The sequence below is a fragment of the Burkholderia sp. E168m15 genome, assembly GCF_016586105.1.
GTDB classification, from domain to species: Bacteria; Pseudomonadota; Gammaproteobacteria; order Burkholderiales; family Burkholderiaceae; genus Burkholderia; species Burkholderia orbicola.
On the sequence record NZ_BCPO01000175.1, the window covers coordinates 25,808 to 52,549 of the forward strand.

At 67.7% G+C, this 26,742-nt stretch carries 25 protein-coding genes and 2 pseudogenes; 19 read left to right on the plus strand and 8 right to left on the minus strand.

Annotated features, from left to right (window positions below):
* The first annotated feature begins 12 nt into the window (after positions 1 to 12).
* The 7 genes from JMF86_RS27785 (at position 13) to JMF86_RS27815 (ending at position 9,393) form a co-directional block, all read left to right on the plus strand.
* The gene (locus JMF86_RS27785) at positions 13 to 516 is read left to right on the plus strand and encodes a MarR family winged helix-turn-helix transcriptional regulator (protein WP_011548804.1); all 504 of its coding nucleotides are present in this window, start codon (positions 13 to 15) and stop codon (positions 514 to 516) included.
* Between the two features lie 235 nt (positions 517 to 751).
* Positions 752 to 1,582 (plus strand): p-hydroxycinnamoyl CoA hydratase/lyase, encoded by an 831-nt coding sequence (locus tag JMF86_RS27790; RefSeq protein WP_011548805.1) that lies wholly within the window; start codon positions 752 to 754, stop codon positions 1,580 to 1,582.
* Positions 1,583 to 1,653: 71 nt separating this feature from the next.
* Positions 1,654 to 3,102 carry an aldehyde dehydrogenase gene (locus JMF86_RS27795; protein ID WP_011548806.1) on the plus strand — a complete coding sequence of 483 codons (1,449 nt, stop codon included), beginning with the start codon at positions 1,654 to 1,656 and terminating at the stop codon, positions 3,100 to 3,102.
* Positions 3,099 to 5,000, plus strand: a complete 1,902-nt coding sequence (locus JMF86_RS27800; RefSeq protein ID WP_011548807.1) for a feruloyl-CoA synthase — start codon at positions 3,099 to 3,101, stop codon at positions 4,998 to 5,000. The genes JMF86_RS27795 and JMF86_RS27800 overlap by 4 nt, the downstream gene beginning before the upstream one ends.
* A gap of 215 nt (positions 5,001 to 5,215) precedes the next feature.
* Positions 5,216 to 6,421, plus strand: a complete 1,206-nt coding sequence (gene mhpT / locus JMF86_RS27805) for a 3-(3-hydroxy-phenyl)propionate transporter MhpT (RefSeq protein ID WP_011548808.1) — start codon at positions 5,216 to 5,218, stop codon at positions 6,419 to 6,421.
* Between the two features lie 65 nt (positions 6,422 to 6,486).
* Complete coding sequence (locus tag JMF86_RS27810) at positions 6,487 to 7,635, plus strand: porin (protein ID WP_011548809.1); 1,149 nt, start codon at positions 6,487 to 6,489, stop codon at positions 7,633 to 7,635.
* Positions 7,636 to 7,668: 33 nt separating this feature from the next.
* Positions 7,669 to 9,393: a tannase/feruloyl esterase family alpha/beta hydrolase gene (locus JMF86_RS27815; RefSeq protein WP_011548810.1), complete on the plus strand. Its 1,725-nt coding sequence runs from the start codon at positions 7,669 to 7,671 to the stop codon at positions 9,391 to 9,393.
* A 63-nt stretch (positions 9,394 to 9,456) separates the two neighbouring features.
* On the opposite strand, the gene JMF86_RS27820 is transcribed toward JMF86_RS27815, so the two are convergent.
* Positions 9,457 to 9,933, minus strand: coding sequence for an Lrp/AsnC family transcriptional regulator (locus JMF86_RS27820; RefSeq protein WP_011548811.1), 477 nt, complete (start codon positions 9,931 to 9,933; stop codon positions 9,457 to 9,459).
* A 189-nt stretch (positions 9,934 to 10,122) separates the two neighbouring features.
* Here JMF86_RS27820 and JMF86_RS27825 point away from each other — a divergent pair, with 189 nt between their 5' ends.
* The 3 genes and pseudogenes from JMF86_RS27825 to JMF86_RS27835 form a co-directional block, all read left to right on the plus strand.
* Complete coding sequence (locus JMF86_RS27825) at positions 10,123 to 11,355, plus strand: diaminopropionate ammonia-lyase (RefSeq protein WP_011548812.1); 1,233 nt, start codon at positions 10,123 to 10,125, stop codon at positions 11,353 to 11,355.
* A gap of 41 nt (positions 11,356 to 11,396) precedes the next feature.
* On the plus strand, positions 11,397 to 12,581 hold the full coding sequence (locus JMF86_RS27830) for a M20 aminoacylase family protein (RefSeq protein ID WP_011548813.1): 1,185 nt from the start codon (positions 11,397 to 11,399) through the stop codon (positions 12,579 to 12,581).
* Positions 12,582 to 13,034: 453 nt separating this feature from the next.
* Positions 13,035 to 13,220 (plus strand): annotated as a pseudogene (locus tag JMF86_RS27835) (hypothetical protein); the annotation flags it as partial.
* A 65-nt stretch (positions 13,221 to 13,285) separates the two neighbouring features.
* On the opposite strand, the gene JMF86_RS27840 reads toward JMF86_RS27835, so the two are convergent.
* Both JMF86_RS27840 and JMF86_RS27845 read right to left on the minus strand, forming a co-directional pair.
* Positions 13,286 to 13,810 (minus strand): GNAT family N-acetyltransferase, encoded by a 525-nt coding sequence (locus JMF86_RS27840; protein WP_050768812.1) that lies wholly within the window; start codon positions 13,808 to 13,810, stop codon positions 13,286 to 13,288.
* 280 nt (positions 13,811 to 14,090) lie between these two features.
* Positions 14,091 to 14,738 (minus strand): glycine zipper 2TM domain-containing protein, encoded by a 648-nt coding sequence (locus JMF86_RS27845; protein WP_011548816.1) that lies wholly within the window; start codon positions 14,736 to 14,738, stop codon positions 14,091 to 14,093.
* 462 nt (positions 14,739 to 15,200) lie between these two features.
* On the opposite strand from JMF86_RS27845, the gene JMF86_RS27850 reads away from it, so the two are divergent.
* From JMF86_RS27850 to JMF86_RS27860, 3 genes are all read left to right on the plus strand, one after another.
* A complete protein-coding gene (locus JMF86_RS27850) occupies positions 15,201 to 16,400 on the plus strand; it encodes an amidohydrolase family protein (RefSeq protein ID WP_011548817.1) in 1,200 nt (399 codons plus the stop codon).
* 67 nt (positions 16,401 to 16,467) lie between these two features.
* A complete protein-coding gene (locus tag JMF86_RS27855) occupies positions 16,468 to 17,652 on the plus strand; it encodes an amidohydrolase family protein (protein WP_011548818.1) in 1,185 nt (394 codons plus the stop codon).
* A gap of 55 nt (positions 17,653 to 17,707) precedes the next feature.
* Positions 17,708 to 18,181 (plus strand): nuclear transport factor 2 family protein, encoded by a 474-nt coding sequence (locus JMF86_RS27860; RefSeq protein ID WP_006480256.1) that lies wholly within the window; start codon positions 17,708 to 17,710, stop codon positions 18,179 to 18,181.
* A gap of 72 nt (positions 18,182 to 18,253) precedes the next feature.
* Here JMF86_RS27860 and JMF86_RS27865 read toward each other — a convergent pair whose 3' ends face one another.
* The gene (locus JMF86_RS27865) at positions 18,254 to 19,117 is read right to left on the minus strand and encodes a LysR family transcriptional regulator (protein ID WP_011548819.1); all 864 of its coding nucleotides are present in this window, start codon (positions 19,115 to 19,117) and stop codon (positions 18,254 to 18,256) included.
* Positions 19,118 to 19,260: 143 nt separating this feature from the next.
* Here JMF86_RS27865 and JMF86_RS35165 point away from each other — a divergent pair.
* A pseudogene (locus JMF86_RS35165) lies at positions 19,261 to 19,344 on the plus strand (ankyrin repeat domain-containing protein); the annotation flags it as partial.
* A 115-nt stretch (positions 19,345 to 19,459) separates the two neighbouring features.
* On the opposite strand, the gene JMF86_RS27870 reads toward JMF86_RS35165, so the two are convergent.
* Both JMF86_RS27870 and JMF86_RS27875 read right to left on the minus strand, forming a co-directional pair.
* Complete coding sequence (locus JMF86_RS27870; RefSeq protein ID WP_011548820.1) at positions 19,460 to 20,149, minus strand: nucleotidyl transferase AbiEii/AbiGii toxin family protein; 690 nt, start codon at positions 20,147 to 20,149, stop codon at positions 19,460 to 19,462.
* A complete protein-coding gene (locus tag JMF86_RS27875) occupies positions 20,146 to 20,625 on the minus strand; it encodes a helix-turn-helix domain-containing protein (RefSeq protein ID WP_011548821.1) in 480 nt (159 codons plus the stop codon). Before JMF86_RS27875 ends, JMF86_RS27870 begins: the two co-directional genes overlap by 4 nt.
* A 463-nt stretch (positions 20,626 to 21,088) precedes the next feature.
* Here JMF86_RS27875 and JMF86_RS27880 point away from each other — a divergent pair, with 463 nt between their 5' ends.
* Both JMF86_RS27880 and JMF86_RS27885 read left to right on the plus strand, forming a co-directional pair.
* Positions 21,089 to 21,892 carry an ABC transporter substrate-binding protein gene (locus JMF86_RS27880; protein ID WP_011548822.1) on the plus strand — a complete coding sequence of 268 codons (804 nt, stop codon included), beginning with the start codon at positions 21,089 to 21,091 and terminating at the stop codon, positions 21,890 to 21,892.
* A gap of 31 nt (positions 21,893 to 21,923) precedes the next feature.
* Positions 21,924 to 22,772, plus strand: coding sequence for a phytanoyl-CoA dioxygenase family protein (locus JMF86_RS27885; RefSeq protein WP_011548823.1), 849 nt, complete (start codon positions 21,924 to 21,926; stop codon positions 22,770 to 22,772).
* A gap of 76 nt (positions 22,773 to 22,848) precedes the next feature.
* Here the strand turns inward: JMF86_RS27885 and hutC are convergent, their stop codons facing one another.
* Positions 22,849 to 23,586, minus strand: coding sequence for a histidine utilization repressor (hutC, locus tag JMF86_RS27890; RefSeq protein WP_006480260.1), 738 nt, complete (start codon positions 23,584 to 23,586; stop codon positions 22,849 to 22,851).
* A gap of 41 nt (positions 23,587 to 23,627) precedes the next feature.
* The gene (locus JMF86_RS27895; protein WP_011548824.1) at positions 23,628 to 24,170 is read right to left on the minus strand and encodes a helix-turn-helix domain-containing protein; all 543 of its coding nucleotides are present in this window, start codon (positions 24,168 to 24,170) and stop codon (positions 23,628 to 23,630) included.
* A gap of 134 nt (positions 24,171 to 24,304) precedes the next feature.
* On the opposite strand from JMF86_RS27895, the gene JMF86_RS27900 reads away from it, so the two are divergent.
* Genes JMF86_RS27900 through JMF86_RS27910 form a run of 3 tightly spaced genes read left to right on the plus strand, consistent with a single transcriptional unit; the run spans position 24,305 to position 26,735 of the window.
* Positions 24,305 to 25,087 carry an aldolase gene (locus tag JMF86_RS27900; RefSeq protein ID WP_011548825.1) on the plus strand — a complete coding sequence of 261 codons (783 nt, stop codon included), beginning with the start codon at positions 24,305 to 24,307 and terminating at the stop codon, positions 25,085 to 25,087.
* A gap of 50 nt (positions 25,088 to 25,137) precedes the next feature.
* The gene (locus tag JMF86_RS27905; RefSeq protein ID WP_011548826.1) at positions 25,138 to 26,034 is read left to right on the plus strand and encodes a dihydrodipicolinate synthase family protein; all 897 of its coding nucleotides are present in this window, start codon (positions 25,138 to 25,140) and stop codon (positions 26,032 to 26,034) included.
* Complete coding sequence (locus JMF86_RS27910; protein WP_011548827.1) at positions 26,031 to 26,735, plus strand: MOSC domain-containing protein; 705 nt, start codon at positions 26,031 to 26,033, stop codon at positions 26,733 to 26,735. The genes JMF86_RS27905 and JMF86_RS27910 overlap by 4 nt, the downstream gene beginning before the upstream one ends.
* Positions 26,736 to 26,742 lie beyond the last annotated feature (7 nt).

Genomic DNA, 26,742 nt, shown 5'->3' on the forward strand with positions numbered 1-26,742 from the left:
CCAGCACGCGCCATGAGTTCCACCCCGACCAAGCCCACCCGTTCGAAACCCGCCGCGAAGGACGCCGCCCACATGCCGGGCGACAAGCCGAAAGCGCGCGTGCAGCAGCGCCTGACCTACGTGATCGGCGGCCTCGACCGGCTGCTGCGCCGCCACATGACCGACGCACTCGCGCCGCTCGGCATCACGCTCGCGCAATACACGGCGCTGTCGGTGCTCGAGGCGCGCGGCGCATCGTCGAACGCGCAGCTGGCCGAGCGCTCGTGGATCACGCCGCAATCGGCGAACGAGGTGATGAGCGTGATGGCCGCCCGCGGTTTCGTCACGCGCGAAGCCGACCCGTCGCATGGCCGCATCATCCTGCTGACGCTGACCGATGCAGGCGCGGCGATGCTGCGCGAATGCGAAGCCGCGCTGCGGCCGGTCGAGGCACGCATGCTCGGCGACATCTCGGCCGACGACGCCGCGCACGTGCAGCGCGCGCTCGAACTGTTCTCGCGCAACCTGCGCGGCTGACCGCTTCCCCGTTTTCACGACGCAGGCCCGCCAGGCCCGCGCTCGCTGCGTCCGCGCCATCGGGCGTTCGCCCGACCGCGCCCTGATTTCCCCCGCGCTTTCTCCGCGTTCCGCTCCGGGTTTACACCGGCGCTCGTGCCGCTTGCAATATCAGGTAGCCTGATATTAAATGAAGTCGTCCGCAGCATGCAGGCTGCGCACCGAATCGCACTGGAAACGAACGACAGGAACAGACATGAGCAAGTACGACAACCGCTGGCAGACCGTTGAAGTGAAAGTGGAGGCCGGCATCGCGTGGGTCACGCTGAATCGCCCCGAGAAGCGCAACGCCATGAGCCCGACGCTGAACCGGGAGATGCTGGAAGTCCTCGACGCGGTCGAGTTCGACGACGAGGCAAAGGTGCTGGTGCTGACCGGCGCGGGCGCCGCGTGGACGGCCGGCATGGATCTGAAGGAATATTTTCGCGAGATCGACGGCGGCTCCGACGCGCTGCAGGAAAAAGTGCGCCGCGACGCATCGGAATGGCAGTGGCGCCGCCTGCGGATGTACAACAAGCCGACCATCGCGATGGTGAACGGCTGGTGCTTCGGCGGCGGGTTCTCGCCGCTCGTCGCGTGCGACCTCGCGATCGCGGCGGACGACGCGGTGTTCGGGCTGTCGGAGATCAACTGGGGCATCCCGCCGGGCAACCTCGTCAGCAAGGCGATGGCGGACACGGTCGGGCATCGTCGCGCGCTGCACTACATCATGACCGGCGACACGTTCACCGGCGCGGAGGCGGCGGAAATGGGCCTCGTGAACAGCAGCGTGCCGCTCGCCGAACTGCGCGACGCGACGATCGCGCTCGCCGCGCGGCTGATGGACAAGAACCCGGTCGTGCTGCGCGCGGCGAAGCACGGCTTCAAGCGTTCGCGCGAACTCACGTGGGAACAGTGCGAGGATTACCTGTATGCGAAGCTCGACCAGGCGCAACTGCGCGATCCGGAGCGCGGCCGCGAGCAGGGGCTGAAGCAATTCCTCGACGACAAGACGATCAAGCCGGGCCTGCAGGCATACAAGCGCTGAGACAAGCGCCGACGCAGCCGCCGGCATCATCGCCGGCGTAATCGCAAGAGACAGGCAAGGCAGGAGACGACATGACAGACAGACGGATGCTGATCGGCGGCGAGTGGTGCAACGCCCGCGACGGGCGCACCTTCGACCGCTTCAACCCCGCGACCGGCGCGCTCGCATCACGCGCGCCGGCGGCCGGCGTGGCCGACGCCGACGCGGCGATCGACGCCGCGCACCGCGCGTTCCCCGCATGGGCGGCGCTTGCGCCGACCGAGCGCCGCCGCCGGCTGCTGAAGGCGGCCGACCTGATGGATGCGCGCATCGACGCGTTCATCGCGACCGGCGTGGCCGAAACCGGCGCGACGCCCGGCTGGCTCGGCTTCAACGTGACGCTCGCGGCGAACATGCTGCGCGAGGCCGCGTCGATGACGACGCAGATCGACGGCGACGTGATCCCGTCCGACGTACCGGGCAATCTCGCGCTCGCGATGCGCGTGCCGTGCGGCGTGGTGCTCGGCATCGCGCCGTGGAACGCGCCGGTGATCCTCGGCACGCGTGCGCTGGCGATGCCGCTCGCATGCGGCAACACGGTCGTGCTGAAGGCGTCCGAGGCGTGCCCGGGCGTGCACGCGCTGATCGGCGAGGTGCTGGACGAAGCGGGGCTCGGCGCCGGCGTGGTCAACGTGATCACGCACGCGGCGGCCGACGCGCCCGAACTCGTCGAGCGGATGATCGCGCATCCGCACGTGAAGCGGATCAACTTCACCGGGTCGACGCACGTCGGCCGCATCATCGCGCGCCACGCCGCCGCGCACCTGAAACCCGTGCTGCTCGAACTCGGCGGCAAGGCGCCGGTGCTGGTGCTCGACGATGCCGATCTCGACGCGGCCGTCGACGCGATCGCGTTCGGCGCATTTTTCAACCAGGGGCAGATCTGCATGTCGACCGAGCGCGTGATCGTCGCGCGGCCGATCGCCGATGCGCTCGTCGAACGGCTCGCCGCGAAGGCGCGCACGTTGATCGCCGGCGATCCGCTGGTCGGCCATTCGCTCGGCACGATGGTCGATGCGTCGGCCGCCGCGCGCGCGGCGTCGCTGGTCGAGGATGCGCGTGCGCAGGGCGCGCAATTGCCGCTCGGCTGCCGTGTGGAGGGTGCGACGATGCAGCCCGCGATCGTCGACGGCGTCATGCCCGGCATGCGGCTCTATCGCGAGGAATCGTTCGCACCGGTCGTCGCGATCCTGCGCGCGGACAGCGACGACGAGGCGGTCGCGCTGGCGAACGACAGCGAATTCGGGCTGTCGGCGAGCGTGTTCAGCCGCGATATCGCACGTGCGATGGCGGTCGCGCGACGGATCGAATCGGGAATCTGCCACGTCAACGGGCCGACCGTGCACGACGAAGCGCAGATGCCGTTCGGCGGCACGAAGGCGAGCGGCTACGGCCGCTTCGGCAGCCGTGCGTCGATCGCCGAATTCACCGAGCTGCGCTGGATCACCGTGCAGACCACGCCGCGCCACTATCCGATATGAGCGAGCCGACGATGAATGCAGAGAAGGCGCCGCTTCAGGTCGGTCAACACGCCGACGCCGTGCGCTATCGCGCGGCCGCCGTCGCCGTTGGCGCGGCCGAGATTCGCCGCGCCGACGACGGTACCTGGTACCTGCGTTCGCGCGAGCCGCTCGGCGATTACCCGACGCGCGTCACCGACTGCCTCGTGCGGGGCGCGCAAGCGCACCCCGACCGCGTGCTGGCCGCGCGGCGCGGCGCCGACGGGAACTGGATCGAGATCACTTATGCGCAGATGCTCGAACGTGCCCGCGCGCTCGGCCAGGGCCTCGTCGATCTCGGGCTGTCGGCCGAGCGTCCGCTCGCGGTGCTGTCCGGCAACGATCTCGAGCACCTGCAGTTGATGTTCGCGGCGATGCTGGCCGGCGTGCCGTACTCGCCGATCTCGCCCGCGTATTCGCTGGTGTCGACCGACTACGGAAAGCTGCGTCATACGCTCGGCGTGCTGCGGCCGGGCGCGGTGTTCGTCGCGGAACGCGCGCCGTTCGCGCGGGCGCTCGACGCGACGTTGCCGGCCGATGCGGCGCTGATCGTCGCGCGCGATGCCGATGTTGATGCAGAGGATCGCGCGGTGCCGCTGTCGCGCCTGCTCGCCACCGCACCGCGCACGATCGACGCGATCCACGAGGCGATCGGCCCCGACCATCTCGCGAAGATCCTGTTCACGTCCGGTTCGACGAAGCAACCGAAGGCCGTGCCGACCACGCACCGGATGCTGTGCAGCAACCAGCAGATGCTGCGCCAGACGATGCCGGAACTCACGCGCGAGCCGCCGGTGCTGGTGGACTGGCTGCCATGGAATCACACGTTCGGCGGCAGCCACAACCTCGGCATCGCGCTGTACAACGGCGGCACGCTGTATATCGACGACGGCCGCCCGATGCCCGGCCGCTTCGACGAAACCGTGCGCAATTTGCGCGAGATCGCCCCGACGATCTACTTCAACGTGCCGAAGGGCTGGGAGGAACTGACCGCCGCGCTCGAACGCGATGCCGAATTGCGCGACACGTTCTTCTCGCGCGTGAAGCTGTATTTCTTCGGCGGCGCGGGGCTGTCGCAGGCCGCGTGGGACCGGCTCGACCGCGTGACCGAAGCGCATTGCGGCGAGCGTATCCGGATCATGGCCGGCCTCGGGATGACGGAGGCGTCGCCGTCGTGCCTGTTCACGACCGGCCCGCTGATGCGCGCCGGCTATATCGGGCTGCCCGCGCCCGGCTGCGACGCGAAGCTCGTGCCGTGCGGCGGCAAGCACGAACTGCGCTTCAAGGGGCCGAACGTAATGCGCGGCTACTGGCACGCGGACGTCGATCCGCGCGACGTGTTCGACGAAGAAGGCTATTACCGCAGCGGCGACGCGGGCGTCTTTGCCGATCCGGAGCGGCCGGAACTCGGGCTGCTGTTCGACGGGCGATTGACCGAGGATTTCAAGCTGAGCAGCGGCACGTTCGTGAGCGTCGGGCCGTTGCGCGCGCATGCGGTGTCGACGGGTGCGCCGTACGTGCAGGACGTGGTCGTCACCGGGATCAATCGCGACGACATCGGCTTGCTGGTGTTTCCGCGCGTCGACGCGTGCCGGGCGCTGGCAGGGCTCGCCGCGGATGCCTCGGTGACCGACGTGCTGCGCGCGCCGGCCGTGCGCGCGGCGTTCGCGGCGTGGCTGGCTGCGTTGAACCGGAATGCGAGCGGCGGGTCGACGTTCGTCGCGCGGATCAAGCTGATCGACACGCCGCCGTCGCTCGATCTCGGCGAGGTGACCGACAAGGGTTCGCTGAACCAGGCGGCCGTGCAGAAGCATCGCGCGGCGACGATCGACGCGCTGTACGACCCGGCGCGGCGCGATCCCGACGTGATTTACGCGTAGGCAGCACGCGCGAGCAGTTACAGCAGTAAGCAACCAGCAGGCACAACGACCGGCCGGCCACGACACCGGCAGGCGCTCTTTCGGCCAGTGAATCAGGTTGCCTGATAAAGGCGGCCGTTCATACGACACCTCGCGCGCCGAACCGCCACTGGCCGGCGGTGGCGCGCGGCGGTCGTTACACGGCCGACCGACTACAAAGACATGGGACTGGAGACATGAACACTTACGTTGCCGAAAAATCCACGGTCGCGACCACGCTCGCGCTGTGTTTCGCGATCGCACTCCTCGAAGGGCTCGACCTGCAGTCGGTCGGCGTCGCCGCGCCGCGGATGGCGCGCGAATTCGGGTTGACCGTGTCGCAGATGGGCATCGCGTTCAGCGCGGGTACCTTCGGGCTGCTGCCGGGCGCGATGCTCGGCGGGCGGCTCGCCGACCGGATCGGCCGCAAGCGCGTGCTGATCGCATCGGTCGTGCTGTTCGGGCTGCTGTCGATCGCGACCGCGCAGGTATCGACGTTCGCGATGCTCGTCGTCGTGCGCGTGCTGACCGGCATCGGCCTCGGCGGCGCGATGCCGAACCTGATCGCGCTGTCGTCCGAAGCGGTCGAGCCGCGCTCGCGCAGCAGCGCGGTCGCGACGATGTACTGCGGAATCCCGTTCGGTGGCGTGATCGCATCGGTGATCGGCGTGCTGCTCGCCGGCGACACCGAATGGCGGCACATCTTCTACGTCGGCGGCGTGGGGCCGCTGCTGCTCGTGCCGCTGCTGGTGTGGTTCCTGCCGGAATCGCGCGCGTATCTCGACGTCGCCGGCACGCAGGCCGCGCGCGCGAGCGTCGCCCGCACGCTATTCGGCGACGGCCGCACGACGTCGACGGTCGCGCTGTGGGTCAGCTACTTCTGCACGCTGATCGTCCTCTACTTCCTGCTGAACTGGCTGCCGTCGCTGATGGCCTCGCGCGGGCTCGACCGCGCGCACGTCGGCCTCGTGCAGATCGCGTTCAACGTCGGCGCGGGGCTCGGCGCGCTCGGCATCGGCGCGGCGCTCGACCGGATGCGCGCGTCGCGCGTGGTCGGCGGGATGTACGTCGGGATCGTGCTGTCGCTGGCCGCGCTCGCGGCCGCGCCGGGTTTCGGGTCGCTCGCGGCCGCCGCGTTCGCGGCGGGGATGTTCGTCGTCGGCGGGCAGTCGGTGCTGTATGCGCTCGCGGCGATCTACTACCCGACCGCGATGCGCGGCACCGGCGTCGGCGCGGCGGTGGCGGTCGGCCGGCTCGGCTCCGTCGTCGGGCCGCTCGCGGCCGCGACGCTGCTGGCCGCGGGCCGCAGCGCGCCGGTCGTGATCGGCGCGAGCATCCCGGTCACGCTCGTCGCGGCTTTCGCTGCGTTCGTGCTGATTCGCCGCCCGCAAGCGGGCGACTGAGGGTTCGATTTTTCAATGCGCGCCGTCAGAGCGCGCGATTCAACATGGTCTGGAGACGCAACGAAATGAAGACGAAGACAAGGAACGGCCTGCTGGCCGCCGGCGCGTGCTGCGCACTCGCCGCGCCGGGCGCGCACGCGCAGTCGAGCGTGACGCTGTACGGGATCATCGATACGGGCGTCGAATTCGTGTCGCACGCGAACGCGGCCGGCGATCACGTGGTGCGGATGCCGGGCGTGACGGGCGAGCTGCCGTCGCGCTGGGGGCTGCGCGGCACCGAGGATCTCGGCGGCGGCTATCAGGCGGTGTTTACGCTCGAAAGCGGCTTCAACGTGCGCGGCGGCGATCTCGGGCAGGGCGGCCGGCTGTTCGGGCGGCAGGCGTTCGTCGGGCTGAAGAGCGGCTTCGGCACGCTCGCGTTCGGCCGCCAGTACACGATGACGTACCTCGCGCTGCAGGGCGCGGACATCATCGGCCCCGACATCTACGGGCTCGGCTCGTTTGACGCGTACGTGCCGAACGGCCGTGCCGACAACGCGGTGACCTACCTCGGCACGTATCGCGGCGTGACGCTCGGCGCCGCCTATTCGTTCGGCCGCGACGGCGCGGGCACCGGCAATTCGCCGGGGCAGGGCACGTGCGCGGGGCAGGTGCCGGGCGACGCGGTGCAGTGCCGCAACTGGTCGGTGATGCTCAAGTACGACAGCGCGTACTTCGGTGCGGCGGCGTCGTACGAGGAACAGCGCGGCGGCACCGGCGCGGCCGCCAACTTCTTCGACGGCGTGGCGCCCGTTCCCTTTACCAGCAGCGGCGGCAAGGATGCGCGCACGCACGTGAGCGCGTATGCGCAGGCGGCCGGCGCGAAGATCGGCGCGGGCTGGATCGGGCGGCGCGTGTCGACCGGCTCGCCGGCCGCGGCGGGCGCGCATTCCGACCTGTTCTTCGTCGGCGCGTCGTATGCGGTGAAGCCCGATTTCATCGTCGACGGCGAAGGCTACCGGATCGTCAACAGCGCGCACGACACGCGCGCGACGATGGCCACGCTGCGCGCGACCTATCTGCTGACCAAGCGCACGGCCGTCTACGCGCAATCGTCGTATCTGTGGAACAGCGAGCATGCACGCTATTCGGTCAGCGGCGGCGGGCCCGGCACGACACCCGGCGCGGGGATGGGGCAGCTCGGCGCGATGGTCGGCATGCGGCACATGTTCTGATTCACCGGCGTGACGAACCCAACGGGAGTTATCTTGAACAGGAAATCTGCATTCCTCTGTATTGCGCCGTTGTCCGCCGCTGCCCTGCTCGCCGGTTGCGGCGGCGACGATTCGATCAGCGCTCCGCCCACGCACCTGAGCGCCGCGACGCCGGCCACGATGGCGCAGACCTGCGACGCGCTCGCCGCGAAGCTCGCGTATGCGAACACGTCGTTCACGTCGGTGACGACCGCCGCGGCCGGCACGCTGACGGTGGCCGGCAAGCCGGTCGCCGAGCACTGCGTGATCGCAGGCAAGATGAACCAGCGCGTGAGCGGGGTGGACGGCAACACCTATGCGATCGGCTTCGAGATGCGTTTGCCGAAAGCGTGGAACGGCCGCTTCTTCTACCAGGCCAACGGCGGGCTCGACGGCAACGTCGTGACCGCGACCGGCGAGATCGGCGGCGGCGGGCCGCTGACCAACGCGCTGAATCAGGGCTTCGCGGTGATCAGCTCGGATTCCGGGCACAGCGCCGCGCAGAATCCGCTGTTCGGTCTCGATCCGCAGGCGCGGATCGATTACGGCTACGGCGCCGTCGACGCGCTGACGCCGATGGCGAAGCAGGTGATCCGGCTCGCGTACGGCAAGGCGCCCGATCGCAGCTATTTCGGCGGCTGCTCGAACGGCGGCCGTCACGCGATGGTCACGGCGGTGCGCAACCCGGCCGACTACGACGGCATCATCGCGGGCGATCCGGGCTTCCATCTGCCGAAGGCGGCGATCGGGGAGATGTATGGCGCCCAGCAGTTCGCGAAGATCGCGTCGGCCACCGGAACGAACGGGTTGCCGGACATCCGCAGCGGTTTCAACGATGCGGAACGCCAGTTCGTCGGCGCGAAGATTCTCGAAAAATGCGATGCGCTCGATGGCGCGGCCGACGGGATGGTGCAGGACGTCGCCGCGTGCCAGGCGCATTTCAGCGTCGACACGGACATCCCGACCTGCGCGAACGGCACGCGCACCGGATCGTGCCTGACGCCTGCGCAGAAAACCGCGCTGGAGAACGTGTTCACCGGTGCGCGCAACAGCGCGGGCACGGCGCTGTACGCGAGCTTTCCGTACGATCCGGGCATCTCGGGCCCAGGCTGGGCCGGGTGGAAGCAGTCGAATTCCATCACGCTCGATCCGGCCGCGATGGCGTTCACGTTCATGACGCCGCCGAAAACCGCCGCGGCGCTCGCGAACCTGCCCGGTTTCGCGCTCGGTTTCGACATGGACAACGATGCGCCGGCGATTTTCGCGACGAACGGCACTTACACGCAATCGTCGTGGTCGTTCATGACGCCGCCCGACGAGACGAACCTCGCCGCGCTGAAGTCGCGCGGCGCGAAGCTGCTCGTCTATCACGGCACGGGCGACCCGGTGTTCTCGTTCAACGACACGCGCGACTGGTACGCGCAGGTCGCGCAGGCGAACGGCGGCGATGCGTCGAGCTTTGCTCGCTTCTATCCGGTGCCGGGGATGAACCACTGCTCGGGCGGCCCGACCGCCGATCAGTTCGACATGCTGACGCCGCTCGTCGCGTGGGTCGAACAGGGGCAGGCGCCCGCGGCGGTCGTGGCGACCGCGCGCGATACGACGAACGCGGTGCCGAATGCGGACGTGCCGACGTCTTGGGGCGCGGGCCGCACGCGTCCGTTGTGCCCGTATCCGCAGGTCGCGCGCTACAACGGTTCGGGCGACCTGAACTCGGCGGCGAGCTTCAGTTGTCGTTGAGGTAACCGTCGATGGGAAACGGCCGGCGCACGTTGTCGTGCGCCGGCTGTTTCATCGCCGCATTCACTCGCCGGCATCGACCGGCACGTCGAGCCCGACCTTCACGCGGCTCATGCTGACCAGCGTCTTGAACCGCTTCACGTTGTTGTTCGCGAAGAACAGCTCGCGCGTGAGCGCGTTGTACTGATCCATGTTGCGCACCGCGAGGATCAGCACGAAATCCCATTCCCCCGTCACGTAGTAGCACTGCTGGATTTGCGGGCAGCGCTCGAACGTGCGCTTCATCGCATCGAGCTGGTCGATCTGCTCGCTTTCGACCTCGACGTTCACGACGATCGTCAGCGGATGATCGACCTTGTCCGGCGCGACGACGGCCGTGTAGCGCTCGATCACGCCATCTTCCGCGAGGCGCCGCAGCCGCCGGTTCACCGCGGCGGTCGACAGGTTGACGCGCGCGCCGAGCTCGGCCTGCGGCGTCTGCGCGTCGCGCTGGAGTTCCATCAACAGCTTGCGATCGAACGCATCGAGAGGGGTCGTCATGATGGTGCGTGAAACCTCGAAAGAATGAGAAATTTTTGCGTCGGAGCGGTCGATTTGGCGATTTCATTCACCGGCATGCGCAATATTATTTTTCCAACGGGCGACAAGCGCAATGCGCGCCTGCCTGCCCCGACCCATCTGTCTCACCTGACCGCCCGCCTGCGCGGTCCCGATCCGGAGCCTTTCGCCATGCTGATCGCCAACCCGCGCGCGTCGCGCACCGCCTACCCGAACGCGCTGCGCCGCGTGATGAACATCGCGTCGGCCGACGAGAGCGGTGCGTGGCTCGCGCACTGGCCGCTCGTCGGGAACGCGCGCACGCCGCTGCGGGCGCTGCCCGATCTGGCCGCGCGGCTCGGCGTCGCGAGCGTCAGCGTGAAGGACGAGTCGTGCCGCTCGCCGCTCGGCAGCTTCAAGGCGCTCGGCGCGCCGATCGCGCTGGTGCGGCTCGTGAAGCGGTTGCGGCGCTCGCAGGCACTCGATCCGCAGGGGCTCGTCACTGGCCGCTACGCGTCCGAGCTGGCCGACCTGACGGTGATCAGCGCGACCGACGGCAATCACGGCCGCGCGCTGGCCGCCGCCGCGCGCGCGATCGGCTGCGGCTGCGTGATCGTGCTGCACGCGAACGTCGACGCCGAGCGCGAACGCGCGATCTCGGCGTACGGCGCGCGAATCGTGCGCATCGCGGGGAACTACGACGAATCGGTCGTCTGCGCGGCGCAGCTCGCGCAGGCGAACGGCTGGTACGTCGTGTCGGATACGTCGTACGACGGCTACGAAGCGATTCCGCGCGACGTGATGCAGGGCTACGGCGTGATCGCCGCCGAAGCGGTCGCGCAGGCGGCGGAGGACGACGGGCGGCCGTTCACGCACGTGTTCCTGCAGGGCGGCGTGGGCGGCCTCGCCGCGGGCGTCGCGAGTTACCTGTGGGAGCGCGACGGCGTGCAGCGGCCACGCTTCGTCGTCGTCGAGCCGCGCCAAGCCGATTGCCTGTACCAGAGCGCGTTGGCCGGGCGCGCGACGAAGGCGAGCGGCAGCGTCGATTCGGTGATGGCCGGGCTCGCGTGCGGCGAGGCGTCGCCGCTCGCGTGGGATTTCCTCGAGATGTGCATCGACCACTTCATGCTGATCGACGATGAAGACGCGGTGCAGACGATGCGCGGCCTCGCGGCCGGCAGCGAACGCGACGTGCCGCTCGTCGCCGGCGAATCGGGCGCGGCCGGCGTGGCGGGGCTCGACGTGCTGATGCGCGACCCGGCGCTTGCGCGGCAGGTCGGACTCGACGCGAATGCGCGCGTGCTGGCGATCAACACGGAAGGGGCGACCGCGCCGTCCGTGTACCGGGATTGCGTCGGCGAGACGGCCGCCGCGGTGCTCGCGCGGCAGCGCGACTGGCTGAGCCGCGTGGCGGTGGCGGCTTGAACGACGTGACGACCGACATGACGACCGACGAGGCAAACGCAATGGACGCAATCGACGCAACGGCAGAAAGCACGCTGCAGGGGCAGCTGAAAACCTGGCGCCGCCATCTGCACCAGTATCCGGAGACGGGTTTCGAAGAAGTGAATACGTCGGACTACGTCGCGCGGATTCTCACGACGCTCGGGCTCGACGTGCATCGCGGCATCGGCGGCACGGGGCTCGTCGCGAACCTGACGGCGGGCACCGGTCAGCGCGCGATCGGCATTCGCGCGGACATGGACGCGCTGAACATCGCCGAGCACGCGCCGGGCCGCGAACACGTGTCGCGCACGCCGGGCAAGATGCATGCGTGCGGGCACGACGGCCACATGTCGATGGTGCTCGGCGCCGCGCAACTGCTGGCCGAGCGCAAGGATTTCGACGGCACGGTGCGCTTCATTTTCCAGCCGGCGGAAGAGCACGGCCGCGGCGCGAAGGCGATGATGGCCGACGGGCTGTTCGAGCGCTTTCCGGTCGATGCGATCTTCGGCGCGCACAACATGCCGGGCATGCGCGCGGGCACGTTCGCGACGCGTGCGGGCGGCATCATGGCGAGCGAGGACAACTTCGTGATCCGGATCGACGGGCGCGGCACGCATGCGGCGCGTCCGCACATGGGCATCGATCCGATCGTGATTGGTTCGCAGATCGTGCTCGCGCTGCAGACGATCGTGTCGCGCAATCTCGATCCGGGCCAGCAGGCGGTGATCTCCTGCACGGAATTCGTCACCGACGGGCTGCGCAACGTGCTGCCGTCGACGGTGACGATCAAGGGCGACACGCGCAGCTATTCGCGCGACGTGCAGGCGCTGCTGGAAACGCGGATGCGCGAGATCAGCGAAGGGATCTGCCGTACGCATGGCGCGACCTGCACGTTCGACTACACGCACGAGTTCGCGCCGACGGTGAATTCGCCGGAATGGGTCGACACGGCCGTGCAGGCCGCCGCGCATATCGTGGGCGCCGACGCGGTGAACGCCAACGTGCAGCCGATGATGGTTTCTGAGGATTTCGGCGCGTTCCTGCAGGCGGTGCCGGGCAATTTCGTGTTCATCGGCAACGGCGAAGCGGCCGGGCAGGGCGGCGTGCCGCTGCACAACGCGACGTACGATTTCAACGACGAGATTTTGCCGGTGGGCGCGCGGTATTTCGCGGAGGTGGCGCGGCGCGCGTTGAAGGCGGTGTAGCGGAGCAGGGGCGGATGAGGTCGATTCCGTGGCGGGAAGGCAGAGGCAATTCCTGGGCTGCGGGGCTGACCAAAGGCGGAATGACCGAGGCGAGCCGACGGAGGCTGGCGAGCAGGGAAATCGCCGTGGCGGATAGGGGCGGCCGAGGCGATTTAATTGAAGTTTTTGCGCATAAACATACGACAACATATCTCTCAGAGCGGGGGCGATAATATGTGAGTGTGTGCTCACATATAGCTGATTATGTGCGTGAAAGCTGGATAAGCAACGGACGCGTGTTCCGTGCCAGGCGTGCGCAGACTGTGCGGCATGGTACGACGACGTATAAATGTGATCCCATAGCCCGGCGCGTCGATACCCTTACCCACATGGCATGCCCATGGCGCCCATCGTCGTCGTTCATCTTTCTCTCTCCGATCACCCGCCTCGCAGCGGGTAACGCGCCACGCCTTCATCGTCACATTCGACTGCGACTACCAACTGGCGAACGATGCGGTGCGCACGCGAGCGCCGATCGTGCAGAACGTGACGGTCACGACGCCAGGGCTGATCTACGCGTTCAGCGTGAGCGCGATGACGCCGACGCAAGCGACGATCGCCGGGCAGGTTGTCAACACGACGATCGCCGATAAGCGATGAGATGAGGTAATGCGCCACGACGTTCGCGTGCGGCCGGCCGGTACCTGCACGCGAACGCGAATACGCTACGCCAGCGTCTTCACCATGTAGTGCTCGTCGTAGAAGCGGCCATCGACGAACAGGGAGCGCGGTTCCGTGCCGAACCGCACGAACCCCTGCGATGCATAGAGCCGCTCCGCGGTACGGTTGACGTCGTTCACGCACAGCATCAGTTGCTTGCATCCCCACGCGTTCGCCGCATGCCCGGTCGCGCTGTCGAGCAGCGCCTGCGCGATGCGTTGCCCGCGATACGCGGCATCGACGTACACGCCCCAGATCGTCGCCTTGTGTGCGATCTTCGTGCGCGCGTCGCGGCGTACACCGGTGATGCCGACGAGCGTGTCGCCGTCGAACGCGCCGAACACGGCCTGTGCCTGCGTCGGCGTGAGGCGCTTCGCGAATTCGTCGACCGGCACCTGCGATTCCTCGTCGAGCGTCGGCAGGAAGGACGTGGGCGCGGTGTCGACCGCGCGCAGGCGGACGGTCTGGAACTGCGCCGCATCGGCGGCGTCAAGCAGGCGGATCGTGATCTTTATCGTCATCGGCAGCATTCCGGTTGTGGGCCGTGCATGCCGGCGCGCCGCTGCTGCGGTCGCGGGATGCATCGCCCTTATCGTAATAGGAATCCGGATGTCGCGGAGCGATGGTCGGTGCGTCGCAGGGGTAGCGGGCACGATCGTGAACGGAGAAGACAGGGATGGCGGCGCGTCGTGCCGCGATCAAGGAGGGCGCGCGTAAGGGGTGTAAAGCGCGTGCGCCGTCGCGCCGCACCGGCGCCCGACGTCAAACCGGCGACGTGCGCGCGATCAATTCACGCGCACGCCAGCGGCATCAATAGCGCGACAGTTGATTGCCGTTGATCTGCACCCGGTCGCCCGGACGCAGGTTGCCCGGCGACTGCACGTCGAACGAGCGCATCGAGCCGTCGCTCACCTGCACGTCGATCCGGTAGCTGCTCGGGCCTTGCGCGGCGCCCATCTGCTGGCCGATCTGGTTGCCCGCCACCGCCCCGCCGAGCGCGCCGATCACGGTCGCCGCATCGCGGCCGTGACCGCGGCCGAACTGGTTGCCCACCAGGCCGCCAACCAGCGCGCCGACGACGGTGCCGGCGATGCCTGACGGGGCGACCGAGCCGTTGACCGGCTGGATGTTCGACACGGTGCCGTACTGCGTGCCGTACGGGGTCGCGTATTGCTGCTGATTGCCGTACTGATCATACGGCTGCGAGCCGTATTGCGACGGGTTGCCGTATTGATCGTACGGCTGCGGCGCCTGGTTCGGATACGCCGGTTGCTGCTGCACGTAGCCCGGTTGCGAGTACGCGGGCTGCCCATAGCCGGGCGTCGCGTATTGCTGCTGTTGCGAATAGCCCGGCTGTGCGCCGTAGTAGCCCGGCGCGACGCAGGCAGTGAGCGGAAGCGCCGCCACGGCGACGAGCGAGGCGAACAGAACGGTCTTCGTGGAAGGCATGCGCATCATGATGATTCCTGCATCGGCAACGTGTCCGCCGATGGATTCCCGTGATGGGTGGCGAACTCGGCGTGAGTATAAGGAATGGCCGGATGCGCGTCCGGTGCGGCCGGGTAACAACGTGTAAAGTCTGTTGCCGCGTAAATCCCCGGTGGGGCGGGGCGTCGAAGCCGTGCGCGGCAAGGACATGGCGCGGCTTCCCGGCGCACGCGTGCCGACGACGCGACCCGTGCATTGCCGAAGACATTTCGGCCATTTCCTCGACGATCGCGCCCCCGTCGCGCCCGGCCCGGCAGGCTTCCGCGCCGCGCATCGCGAAATCGAATGCGCGGCATCGCGACATTTAATTGGCCTCGGGCGGCAGCGTTCGATATCGTGGCCGGATTCCCTGCCAACGGTCGCGCCGCGCCGGCCGCGGTCCTTCCTCGATCCGCGCCGGTGTCGCGCCGCGACCGCCCCACATTCGAAGCCATGACCGAACGACTCTTCATCAACGCCCGCGACGCCGGCGGCCAGCTCGTCAACCTCGTCGTCCGCGACGGCCGCTTCGCCGCGATCGGCGCCGATTGCACAGCCGCGCCCGGCGCGCAGACGATCGACCTCGACGGCCGCGTCGTGCTGCCCGGTTTCGTCGACGGCCACATCCATCTCGACAAGAGCTTCGTCGGCGATCGCTGGGTGCCGCACGAACCGGTCGGCTCGCTGCGCGAGCGGCTCGCGGTCGAGAAGCGCCAGCTCGCGGCCGCGCCGCCTACCGTCGAGCGGGCGAATGCGCTGATCGCGCAGGCCGCCGCGTTCGGCACGATCGCGATGCGCAGCCACGTCGACGTCGATGCGACGACGGGCCTGTCGAACCTGCACGCCGTGATGGCCGCGCGCGAACAATGGCGCGGGATCGTCGACATCGAACTGGTCGCGTTTCCGCAGGCCGGCGTGATCACCTGCCCGGGCACCGCCGAGATCCTCGACGCGGCCGTGCGCGAAGGCGCCGACGTGGTCGGCGGGATCGACCCGACGACGCTCGACGGCGACGCGGATGGTCAGCTCGACATCGTGTTCGGCATCGCCGAGAAGCGCGGCGCGAAAATCGACATTCACCTGCACGAACCGGGCGACACGGGCATCGCGCAACTGCTGCGGATCGCGGCGCGCACGCGCTCGGCCGGGCTCGCCGGGCGCGTGAACGTGAGCCATGCATACGCGCTCGGCCAGGTGAGCGACGACGACGTGCAGCGCACCGCTGCGGCACTGGCCGAAGCCGGCGTGTCGATCCTGACGAATGCGCCGGGCGACTGCGCGTTTCCGCCGGTGCAACGGCTGCGCGACGCGGGCGTGCATGTGTTCGCGGGCAACGACAACATTCGCGACGCGTGGTGGCCGTACGGCAACGGCGACATGCTGCAGCGTGCGATGATGGTCGGCTACCGGTCGGGCTTCTACACGGACGAAGAGCTCGGCATCGCACTCGACATGGCGACGCACGCCGGCGCGCGCGCGATCGGCAAGGAGAACTATGGAATCGCGGTCGGCTGCGACGCGAGCTTCGTCGCGGTGCGTGCGCCGAACGCGGCGGCGGCCGTCGCCGGCGTGCCGGCCGAACGCTGGGTATTCCGCCGCGGCGAAAGCGATACGGACGCACCGTTCGCGCCGTCGCTGCGCTTCACGCGCTGACCCACTCGACCGGCGGCACGGCCCGCGCCGTGCCTGCGTTGCACTGACCGACCCGACTGGAACCGACATGACGAACCTGCTGATCCGCAATGTCCGCACGAGCGCCGACGCGGCGCTCGATATCCTGATCGAAGGCGATCGCATCGCGCGGGTCGGCCCGGCGCTCGATGCGCCCGCCGGCTGCGCGATCGAGGACGGTGCGCTCTCGTTGGCGTTGCCTGGCCTCGTCGAGGGCCACACCCACCTCGACAAGACCCACTGGGGGATGCCGTGGTATCGCAACCAGGTCGGCCCGCGCCTCGTCGACCGCATCGAGAACGAACGCCACTATCGCGCGACGAGCGGCCACGACGCGGGTGCCGCGTCGCTCGCGCTGGCGCGCGCGTTCCTCGCGGCCGGCACGACGCGCATCCGTACGCACGTCGACGTCGATACCGAAGCCGGGCTGCGCCATTTGCACGGCGTGCTCGCGACGCGCGAGACGCTGCGCGGGCAGGTCGAGATCCAGATCGTCGCGTTTCCGCAATCGGGCGTGCTCAAGCGGCCGGGCACCGATGTGCTGCTGTCCGACGCGCTCCGCGCTGGTGCCGACCTGCTCGGCGGGCTCGATCCGTGCGCGATCGAAGGCGATCCGGTCGAGGCGGTGGACGTGCTGTTCGCGATCGCCGAACGCCACGGCCGCGGGCTCGATATCCATCTGCACGAGCGCGGGTCGATGGGCGCGTACTCGCTCGACCTGATCCTGCAGCGCACGGCGGCGCACGGGATGCACGGCAAGGTCACGATCAGCCATGGTTTCTGTCTTGGCGATCTCGCCGAACGCGAGCGCGACGCGCTGCTCGCGCGGATGGCCGAACTTGGCGTCGCGATCGTCACGACCGCGCCGGCCGCGGTGCCGGTGCCGCCGGTGGCCGCATGCCGTGCGGCGGGCGTGACCGTGATCGGCGGCAACGACGGCGTGCGCGACACGTGGACGCCGTATGGCTCGCCGGACATGCTCGAACGCGCGATGCTGATCGGCATGCGCAATGATTTCCGCCGCGACGATGCGCTCGAAGTCGCGCTCGATTGCGTGACGCACGGCGCGGCGCGCGGCTGCGGTTTCGCGGATTACGGACTGCAGCCGGGTAGCCGCGCGGACGTCGTGCTCGTCGATGCGCTGACGTTCGCCGAGGCCGTCGTCGCTCGGCCGGTGCGGCGGCTCGTCGTGTCGTCCGGAAAAATCGTCGCGCGCAACGGCGCGCTGGTCTGAGCGCCGCGTCGCCCCGGTATGATCCGGTTTTCAGCCGGATTTCCGGGAGACGACGATGCGACGCACGACCGCGGCACGGGCCGCACGATGGATGGCGGCGGCCCTGTTCGCCGTGACGGCCGCGCATGCGGTGGCGGCCGGCCCGGCCGACGCGCAGCAGGAAGCCAACCGGCGCACGGTGCTCGCGTTCTACGAGAAAGGGCTGAACGAGAAGGATGCGGACGCCGCGCTCGCGTATGTCGGCGATCGCTACGTGCAGCACAACCCGAACGCGGCCGATGGTCGCGACGGCTTCCGCAAGTTCGTCGCGTTCCTGCGCGATAAATATCCGCAGTCGCACAGCGAGATCAAGCGCTCGTTCGTCGATGGCGACTACGTGATCCTGCACGTGCACGCGGTGCGCGAACCGGGCACGCGCGGCAGCGCGATCATGGACATCTTCCGGCTCGAACACGGCAAGATCGTCGAACACTGGGACGTCAACCAGCCGGTGCCCGAGCAGGCGGCGAACGGCAATACGATGTTCTGATTGTTCTGATTGTTCTGATGCGTGTAGTGCGCGGCGCCCCTGTGCGCCGCTTCCGTTTGCAATCCGCTTCGCCTACCGCTCTTCGAGTTCCAGCATCGCCGCAAGCGCCTTCGTCAACGCGCTGACCATCGGGTCGGCCGTCGGCCGGTGCAGGATCGCGATGTCCATGTGCTCGATCGGCGCGAAGCCCTGCTTCGCGGTCAGCACCACGTGCTCGTCGGTCACCACGCGCGCGGGCAGCACGCTGATGCCGAGCCCGTCCGCGACGGCCGCCTGGATGCCGCTCAGGCTCGACGTCGTGAAGCTGATCCGCCAGCGGCGGCCGCGCTCCTCGATTGCCTTGATCATGTCGTCGCGATAGAGCCCGCGCGGCGGGAACACGACGATCGGCACCGGGTCGAGATTGATCGACGGATGCTTCGCGCTGTCGATCCAGCGCAGCTTCTCCGGCCAGCGCACGACCGCCTCGCGGCTGTCGCGCCGCTGCTTGATCAGCACGAGGTCGAGTTCGCCGCGATCGTACGCGGCGCTGATGTCGCGGCTCAGCCCGCACGTCACTTCGAGCTTCACCTGCGGATGCTCGCGCTTGAACGCCGCGAGCGCATGCGTCGTGCGGCCCGCGGCGAAATCGTCGGGTACGCCGAGCCGGATCGTCAGCGCGACCGTCGCACCCGACAGCGCCTCCAGCATCTCGTCGTTCAGCGCGAGCATGCGTCGCGCATAGCTGAGCACCGTCACGCCCGCGTCGGTCGGCCGCACGTCGCGCGCGCCGCGATCGAGCAGGCGGTGGCCGGCGATTTCCTCGAGCCGGCGCACCTTCTGGCTGACCGTCGACTGTGTCGAATGCAGGCGCGCGGAAGCGGTCGTGAAACTGCCGCAATCGGCGACCATCACGAGCGCGCGCAGCAGGTCGATGTCGAACAGGGGTCTATTCATTTCTGCACTTCTGTGGATTCGGGCATTTCATTTTCAAATGCGTGCGATGACTTTTAACATGGCCGGACATCGCGGGCAATCGCGGTTTCGCCGGACTTGGGAGTGGTGTTTGGCGGGATTTTGAGGCGCCAGACGACATCCAATGGATGACGCTCGCGCACAGCGCCGATCTGCGCAGCCCGATCCGCTATCGCTGCACCGCGTGGATTCCGGCGGCCGAACGCGGTCGTGCTCGACGACGCGGCGAACGGGACGTGCGGATCGAACGGCGTGACGCCGCTGCCGCCCGCGCGACGGCGGGTATGGGGCGAACGAGCGGGCTGGTGGCGGGGCGCAGTAGGTTTAGCGGCGGCGCGATTTGGGTTCCGGCGTGCCGCCGGGGAGTTTTCGCAGGAATGCGTCGGCGAGTTCAACACAATAGTCGAACGACGGCGTGTAGCCGAGTGTCCGGATGTCGTCGAAGCGCGGTTGAACGAAGGCACGATGCTCGTTGAGCAGACGCAGAAACGTGTCGCGATGCCGAACGAGGAACGCACCGGCGTCCATCAGGCTTTCCGGCTCCCGCTCGATGACCAGGCACAGATCGAACAGGTCCCGGGCGGTCGGACGATCGCCGCGGTGCCACATTTTCTTGGCGACGATTTCCGCGGAAGTCTCGACCTTGACGACGCGATCCATCAGCATCCATTCGTCGTAGCCGGGAGACGTCAGATTCCGGGAGACCACGAAGTCGATTTCGCCGTCGGGCAGCATCAGCTTCACGAACCCGGCGTGTTCCTCATAATTCGGCGTGATGTCGGACGCGGCATCGCTGATGCGAGGGTTCACGTACCCGAGATACTGCGGATCGGGTACGAAGATGTCGACGTCCTTGCTGACGCGATGGCCGTGGCGCAGCATGAGGACGGTGCCTCCGCCAAATGTCCAGAACGGACTCGACGTGCCGTGCTTCCGTATCTCTTCGATCAGTGTCAGTGCGTGGCGAAAAAGACCCTGCCACGGGCCGTCGGGCAAAGTGGATGGTACGGTCATGCCCATACTTCCCGATACAGATGAAGGTCCTTCGACCAAGCGGCAAGATTTTTCCAGATAGTCCGAAGCGGGGTGCCCGAGCGCTCGGCGGCTTCCTCGGCCGCCTTCACCACGACAGGCAGCGGCACTTCGTCGAGGATGACGGAGAACTGTGATTCGTACCCCTCCGGAATTCGTCCCGTGGTCAACGCATCGGCCAGCAGTCGTTCGGTCAGTTCACCCTTGTAGCTGACGTTCGCGCTCACGACGGCTTTGTAAAGACCGTTTTGAGCCTGTCGCGGCAGTGCCAGAAGTTCAATGCCGAGCACACTGAGCAACGGGATGAGCTTGTTGATACCGAGATCCTTGACCTTGCCGGATTCGAGCTGGTTGACGGTAAGGCGAGACAACCCGGCGAGCTTGGCAAGTTGCGCCTGCGTGAGGTCGAGTTCGGCCCGCCGTTTTGCGACGGCCTGTCCGATTTCATAGAGTTGCATGGCGACCTCCCGACGAAGGTTGGGTGCTCTTCAATGTAAGCTATATCTTACATCTTGAAGCGCGATATTGGTGTTGAAAAATTCCATCGCAGTATAGGTCGCATTGCCGGTAGGTTCGATGGAACTGCGGGAAACTCATCGCCGTGGTGACCGGTGTAGATCACTTCCTCTCGTTAACATTCGGAAAGCGCATTCTGTGTCAGGTATGGATCGCGCGGGGTAAACACCCGAAAATTCCTGGAAAATCTCACAATTGAGCATCGCCTCGCCTCTCGGTTTCGATCTTCTCTCAATCCGCCGCCCCTCCCGTATTTCCCCGCTTGCGCTCAAAAATCAAGCAGTCTAGACTGCATCGCAGTTTCATCGAAGTCCGTCGTCTTTCACGCCCCGCGCCGCCCCCCCGTCGCGACGCCCCACCGGACGCCGGCATCGCCCGCCGCGTCGAGACTTTCAAGGACCCGCCATGAACCGCACCGCAAAGCTCTTCGCCACCGCGCTGGCGTTCGCGCCGCTCGTGTCGTTCGCGCAGGATACGGCGACGATCCGCTGGGGTATCGACCCCACCTATCCGCCGTTCGAGGCGAAGCAGCCCGACGGCTCGCTCGCCGGCTTCGACATCGACCTGCGCAATGCGATCTGCGAGCAGCTGCATGCGAAGTGCGTGTGGGTCGAGCAGGGCTTCGACGGGATGATCCCGGCGCTGCGCGCGCGCAAGTTCGACGTGATCATGTCGGCGATGACGGCCACCGACGAGCGGCTCAAGCAGATCGACTTCTCGAACAAGCTGTATGCGTCGCCGGGCGCGCTCGTCGCGCCGGTCGGCTCGAAGCTGCTGCCGAGCGCCGCGTCGCTCGCCGGCAAGCGCATCGGGATCGACCAGGGCACGACGCAGGAGGCGTACGCGAAGGCCGAATGGGCGACCAAGGGCGTGACGATCGTCTCCTACCAGAATCAGGACCAGGTGTACCAGGATCTCGTCAACGGCCGCCTCGACGCGACCTTCCAGGACAAGACGCAGGCCGGCTACTCGTTCCTGAAGACGCCACGCGGCAAGGGCTACGCGTTCGCGGGCCCGGACGTGACCGACGCGCGGATCACCGGCTACGGCGTCGCGATGGGCATACGCAAGGGCGACGCCGACATGAAGAAGCGGCTGAACGACGCGATCGTCGCGATTCGCGCGAACGGCACGTACCAGAAGATTGCCGCGAAATACTTCGACTTCGACATCTACGGCGCGAAGCAGCAACTGACTTCGGCGCCGTGACCCCGTGACTCATTCGATCGACAGGCACACCATGACGAGTATCCAGGAGCGCGTCGCGCAAGCCGTGACGCCCGAACTGATCGCCGCGTTCCGCGAGGAAGGCGCGGTCTGCATCAAGGGCATTTTTTCGCCTGACGAAGTGGCCGCGCTGCGGGCCGGCATCGACGCGAACCTCGCGCAACCGAGCGAACGCGCGAAAGTCGCGAGCCGGCCCGACGATCCGGGCTGGTTCTTCGAGGATTTCTGCAACTGGCAGCACAACGACGCGTATCGCGATTTCATCGTGCGCTCGCCGGCGCCGTCAGTCGCCGCCGCGCTGATGGGCACCGACCACGTGCGGCTGCATCATGATCACCTGCTCGTGAAGAAGCCCGGCACGCGGCAGCGCACGCCGTGGCATCAGGACCAGCCGTACTACGACATCGAAGGCGACGACAACGTCAGCATGTGGATTCCGGTCGATCCGGTGCCGCTCGAATCGACGCTGGAATTCGTCGCGGGCTCGCATCGCGGGCCGTGGCTGATGCCGCGCACGTTCATGGACAAGGAGGCGAAGTGGTTTCCGGAAGGCAGCCTCGCCGACCTGCCCGACATCGAAGCCGACCGCGCGGCCTTCCCGATTCGCCGCTGGGCGCTCGAACCCGGCGACATGGTGTGCTTCCGGATGCTCACGCTGCATGCGTCGGGCGGCACGCAGAACCGCCGCCGTGCGTTCTCGATCCGCTTCGTCGGCGATGATATCCGTCACGCGCCGCGCCGCTGGAAAACGTCGCCCGATTTCCCCGGGCTCGCGGCGCAACTGGCCGACGGCGCACCGCTCGATCATCCACTGTTTCCGGTGGTGTGGTCGCGCGACGCGGGGCAGGTCGGCGCGATCTGAGCAGCGCAGGTAACGAATACGGCGGCCGTTTCATGACGAAACGGCCGCCGTGCGTTGAGGGGCTTGCGACGAACGATCAGGTCGGGTGGCGCCCCGCGCCTGGCTTGAAGCGCGAACCGAGCCGGTAGCGGTTGCCCGGATGCAGGAAGTGCACGAACGTGACGGGCAGCCCGTCCGTCCATGTGCGGCGCGTGAGCGTCAGGCACGGCTCGTCGGCGCGCATGTCGAGCAGCCGCGCCTGCTCGCTGGTGGGCAGCGACGCGTCGACGACGTGCTCGATTTCAAGTTCGTAGTGCGACACGTTGTTGTACAGGTACTCGGACGGCGGCTCGGTCTGGAAATCCTGGTCGATGAAGCCGGGCGCGGCGGCCGGGTTCACGTAGCGATCCTCGAGCTGAATCGGGCGGCCGTTTTCCTCGTGCACGCACACCACGTGAAAGACCGGCGTGTTGACCGGCAGGCCGAACGCGGCCGCGACGTCGAACGACGCGGGTTCGCTCGACTGGCTCAGCACGCGGCAGCGATATTCGTGCCCGCGCGCGCGGATTTCGTCGCGGATGTGCGCGATCATCAGCAGGTTCGACTGCGGCTTCACCTCGGCGACGAAGGTGCCGACGCCTGCGGTGCGCTTGAGCACGCCTTCCTCGGTCAGCTCACGCAGCGCGCGGTTGACCGTCATGCGTGCGACGCCGAACTGCGCGGCGAGATCGAGCTCGGACGGAATGCGGTCGCCGGGGCGCCAGTCGCCGGACTCGACGTTCTGACGGACGAGCGTCTTGATCTGCTGGAACGGTGCGGTGGCCTTGGTGACCATCGGAAGATCCTTGCGCGAAAAAGTGACGAGAAGTGACGAGGCTAGTCGTCGTGGCTGACGATGACCAGGATCTCCGCCTGCGCGGTGCCGAGGCTGCGCGTGCGGTGCGGGATCAGTGCGTTGAAATAGACTGAATCGCCGGCCTTGAGTTGCACCGTCTCGTTCGGAAATTCGATTTCGATGCGTCCCTTGTGTACGAACAGGAATTCCTCGCCCTCGTGCTCGCGGAACGTCGATGCGACGAATTCGTGCGGCGGATGCACGACGAACGGCAGCATTTTCTTCGGCGCGACGCCCGCTGCGATGCTTTCGAAGCGATGCGCGTGGCTGTCGGCCGCCGCCCCCATTGCCGTGCGCTCGCCGGCGCGCGTGACCGTGATCAGTTCGCGGTTGCGGCTTTCCGAGAACAGTTGCTCGACGTCGACGTTCAGCGCCTTCGACAGCTTCAGCGCGACCGCGATCGACGGCACGCTCAGGCCGCGCTCGACCTTCGACAGGTAGCTCTTGGTGAGGCCGGTCTCGTCGGCCAGCACGTCGAGCGTCCAGCCCTTCTGTTTTCTGAGCAGCTTCAGGCGAATCGTCATGGGGCGCCAGGTGTCCTTCGAAAAACCGATTGTAACGCATGACACAAAGTGTCATTCGGTGTATCGTGTGTCATTCGTGATCGGGGAAACGGCCGCGGACGGCGCGGCAGACCCGGTTCATTCAGGAGGCGAACATGGCGGAAACGCTGAATTTGACGAAGGAAGCGCTGGTCGCGCTGGCAGAGCGGCGTCTGGAAAACGAGGTGGGGGACAGCGGCTGGTCCGCGCGACAAAAGCTTGCGCTGACCTGCCGGATTTTGTTCGACGCCGGCCACGACTCGGGCCTGGCCGGGCAGATCACCTGCCGCGCGGACGCGGCCGGCACGTACTACACGCAGCGGCTCGGGCTCGGCTTCGACGAGATCTTGGCCGCGAACCTGCTGCGCGTCAACGAGGATCTCGACGTCGTCGACGGCGATGGCATTCCGAACCCGGCCAACCGGTTCCATACGTGGATTTATCGCGAACGCCCGGACGTGAACTGCATCATCCATACGCATCCCGCGCATGTCGCGGCGCTGTCGATGCTCGAACAGCCGCTCGTCGTGTCGCATATGGATACCTGCCCGCTGTACGACGATTGTGCGTTCCTGAAGGACTGGCCGGGCGTGCCGGTCGGCAACGAGGAGGGCGAGATCATCTCGAAGGCGCTCGGCAGCAAGCGCGCGATTCTGCTGTCGCATCACGGTCAGCTCGTGGTCGGCAAGACGATCGAGGAGGCGTGCATTCTCGCGCTGTTGATCGAACGCGCCGCGAAGCTTCAACTGCTCGCGATGTCGGCCGGCGAGATCAAACCGGTGCCTCCGGCGTTGGCGCGTGAGGCGCACGACTGGATCTCGAAGCCCAAGCGCGATGCGGTGACGTTCGACTACTACGCGCGCCGCGCATTGCATACGCATCAGGATTGCGTCGCGTAAGCGAGTGCACCGTTCCGATCTTTTTAGTCAATCATTGAGGAATACCAATCGTGTCCATCCTGTTGAAAGGCATCATTGCCTACCCGGTCACGCCGTTCTCCGCCGACGGCGACGTCGACCTGACAGCGCTCGATGCGCTGATCGAACGCCTGATCGCCGACGGCGTTCACGCGATCGCGCCGCTGGGCAGTACCGGCGAAAGCGCCTACCTGTCCGACGCCGAATGGGAGGCCGTCGCTACCGCGTCGATTCGCGCGGTGCGCCGGCGCGTGCCGACCGTCGTCGGAATTTCCGATCTCACCACGGCGGGCGCGGTGCGCCGCGCCCGCTTTGCCGAGCAGGCCGGCGCCGATGCGGTGATGGTGCTGCCGGTGTCGTACTGGAAGCTCGGCAACGACGAGATCGTCGCGCACTACCGTGCGATCGGCGACGCGATCGGCATCCCGATCATGCTGTACAACAACCCGGCGACGAGCGGCGTCGACATGTCGCCCGAGCTGATCGCGACGATCTGCCAGACCGTCGACAACGTGACGATGGTGAAGGAAAGCACCGGCGACATCGGCCGGATACACCGGCTCGCGCAATTGAGCGACGGCACGATCCCGTTCTACAACGGCAGCAATCCGATGGCGCTCGCCGCGCTGGCCGCCGGCGCGGCCGGATGGTGCACGGCCGCGCCGAACCTGAATGCCGCGTTGCCGCTCGCGTTGTTCGACGCGATGTGCGCGGGCGACCTCGCGCGCGCCCGATCGGTCTTTCACGCGCAGTTGCCGTTGCTGCAGTTCATCGTCAACGGCGGGTTGCCGGTGACCGTGAAGGCCGGGCTGAGGCTGCGCGGCTTCGACGCCGGCGAACCGCGGCGACCGCTGCTGCCGCTCGGCGACGCACGCACACGAGAACTCGAGCGCCTGCTCGCGGCGCTGCCGGACGGTGTGGCGGCATGAGCGCCGACGCACGGCTGGCGATCGCGGTCGCCATCGGCGCGGTGCGGATCGGCGTGAGCCGGCCGCTCGCCGGCACACCGCACGCGAGCGCGATCGACAAGCAGCCGGTGGACGCACGCCTGTGGCTGGGCGCGCTCGGCTTTGCCGGCGACCAGCAGGCCGATGCGCGGCATCACGGCGGCCCCGACAAGGCCGTTCATCATTATGCGCATGATCACTATCCGTGGTGGACCGGGCAGATCGGCGCGCGCGACGTGCTCGCCCGGCCGGGTGCGTTCGGCGAGAACCTGTCGACGCGCGGCATCACCGAGCACGACGTGTGTCTCGGCGACGTGTTCACGCTGGGCGGCGCGGTGCTCCGGGTGTCGCAGTCGCGGCAGCCGTGCTGGAAGCTCAACGCGCGTTTCGATCATCCGCGGATGGCGGCGCTCGTGCAGCACAGCGGCCGGACCGGCTGGTACTACCGCGTGCTGCAGGAAGGCTGGGTGGCGGCGGGCGATGTGCTGGCGCTGCACGAGCGCCGCTACCCGGAATGGCCGCTGTCGACGGTGCTCGACGTGCTGTATCGACGCACGCTCGACATGGCCGCGCTCGATGCGCTGTGCGACGTGCCGCTGCTGCCGCCCGGCTGGCGCAAGATGCTCGAAAAACGCCGGACCGGGCGGCAGGTCGAAGACTGGACGAAGCGGCTCGAAGGATGACGGGCCG

Excerpts from the sequence above, each read along its gene's own strand:
- JMF86_RS27785 (WP_011548804.1), top strand. The coding sequence starts at position 13 with ATGAGTTCCACCCCGACCAAGCCCACCCGTTCGAAACCCGCCGCGAAG.
- JMF86_RS27790 (WP_011548805.1), top strand. The coding sequence starts at position 752 with ATGAGCAAGTACGACAACCGCTGGCAGACCGTTGAAGTGAAAGTGGAG.
- JMF86_RS27795 (WP_011548806.1), top strand. The coding sequence starts at position 1,654 with ATGACAGACAGACGGATGCTGATCGGCGGCGAGTGGTGCAACGCCCGC.
- JMF86_RS27800 (WP_011548807.1), top strand. The coding sequence starts at position 3,099 with ATGAGCGAGCCGACGATGAATGCAGAGAAGGCGCCGCTTCAGGTCGGT.
- mhpT (WP_011548808.1), top strand. The coding sequence starts at position 5,216 with ATGAACACTTACGTTGCCGAAAAATCCACGGTCGCGACCACGCTCGCG.
- JMF86_RS27810 (WP_011548809.1), top strand. The coding sequence starts at position 6,487 with ATGAAGACGAAGACAAGGAACGGCCTGCTGGCCGCCGGCGCGTGCTGC.
- JMF86_RS27820 (WP_011548811.1), bottom strand. The coding sequence starts at position 9,933 with ATGACGACCCCTCTCGATGCGTTCGATCGCAAGCTGTTGATGGAACTC.
- JMF86_RS27825 (WP_011548812.1), top strand. The coding sequence starts at position 10,123 with ATGCTGATCGCCAACCCGCGCGCGTCGCGCACCGCCTACCCGAACGCG.
- JMF86_RS27830 (WP_011548813.1), top strand. The coding sequence starts at position 11,397 with ATGGACGCAATCGACGCAACGGCAGAAAGCACGCTGCAGGGGCAGCTG.
- JMF86_RS27840 (WP_050768812.1), bottom strand. The coding sequence starts at position 13,810 with ATGCTGCCGATGACGATAAAGATCACGATCCGCCTGCTTGACGCCGCC.
- JMF86_RS27845 (WP_011548816.1), bottom strand. The coding sequence starts at position 14,738 with ATGATGCGCATGCCTTCCACGAAGACCGTTCTGTTCGCCTCGCTCGTC.
- JMF86_RS27850 (WP_011548817.1), top strand. The coding sequence starts at position 15,201 with ATGACCGAACGACTCTTCATCAACGCCCGCGACGCCGGCGGCCAGCTC.
- JMF86_RS27855 (WP_011548818.1), top strand. The coding sequence starts at position 16,468 with ATGACGAACCTGCTGATCCGCAATGTCCGCACGAGCGCCGACGCGGCG.
- JMF86_RS27860 (WP_006480256.1), top strand. The coding sequence starts at position 17,708 with ATGCGACGCACGACCGCGGCACGGGCCGCACGATGGATGGCGGCGGCC.
- JMF86_RS27865 (WP_011548819.1), bottom strand. The coding sequence starts at position 19,117 with ATGAATAGACCCCTGTTCGACATCGACCTGCTGCGCGCGCTCGTGATG.
- JMF86_RS27870 (WP_011548820.1), bottom strand. The coding sequence starts at position 20,149 with ATGACCGTACCATCCACTTTGCCCGACGGCCCGTGGCAGGGTCTTTTT.
- JMF86_RS27875 (WP_011548821.1), bottom strand. The coding sequence starts at position 20,625 with ATGCAACTCTATGAAATCGGACAGGCCGTCGCAAAACGGCGGGCCGAA.
- JMF86_RS27880 (WP_011548822.1), top strand. The coding sequence starts at position 21,089 with ATGAACCGCACCGCAAAGCTCTTCGCCACCGCGCTGGCGTTCGCGCCG.
- JMF86_RS27885 (WP_011548823.1), top strand. The coding sequence starts at position 21,924 with ATGACGAGTATCCAGGAGCGCGTCGCGCAAGCCGTGACGCCCGAACTG.
- hutC (WP_006480260.1), bottom strand. The coding sequence starts at position 23,586 with ATGGTCACCAAGGCCACCGCACCGTTCCAGCAGATCAAGACGCTCGTC.
- JMF86_RS27895 (WP_011548824.1), bottom strand. The coding sequence starts at position 24,170 with ATGACGATTCGCCTGAAGCTGCTCAGAAAACAGAAGGGCTGGACGCTC.
- JMF86_RS27900 (WP_011548825.1), top strand. The coding sequence starts at position 24,305 with ATGGCGGAAACGCTGAATTTGACGAAGGAAGCGCTGGTCGCGCTGGCA.
- JMF86_RS27910 (WP_011548827.1), top strand. The coding sequence starts at position 26,031 with ATGAGCGCCGACGCACGGCTGGCGATCGCGGTCGCCATCGGCGCGGTG.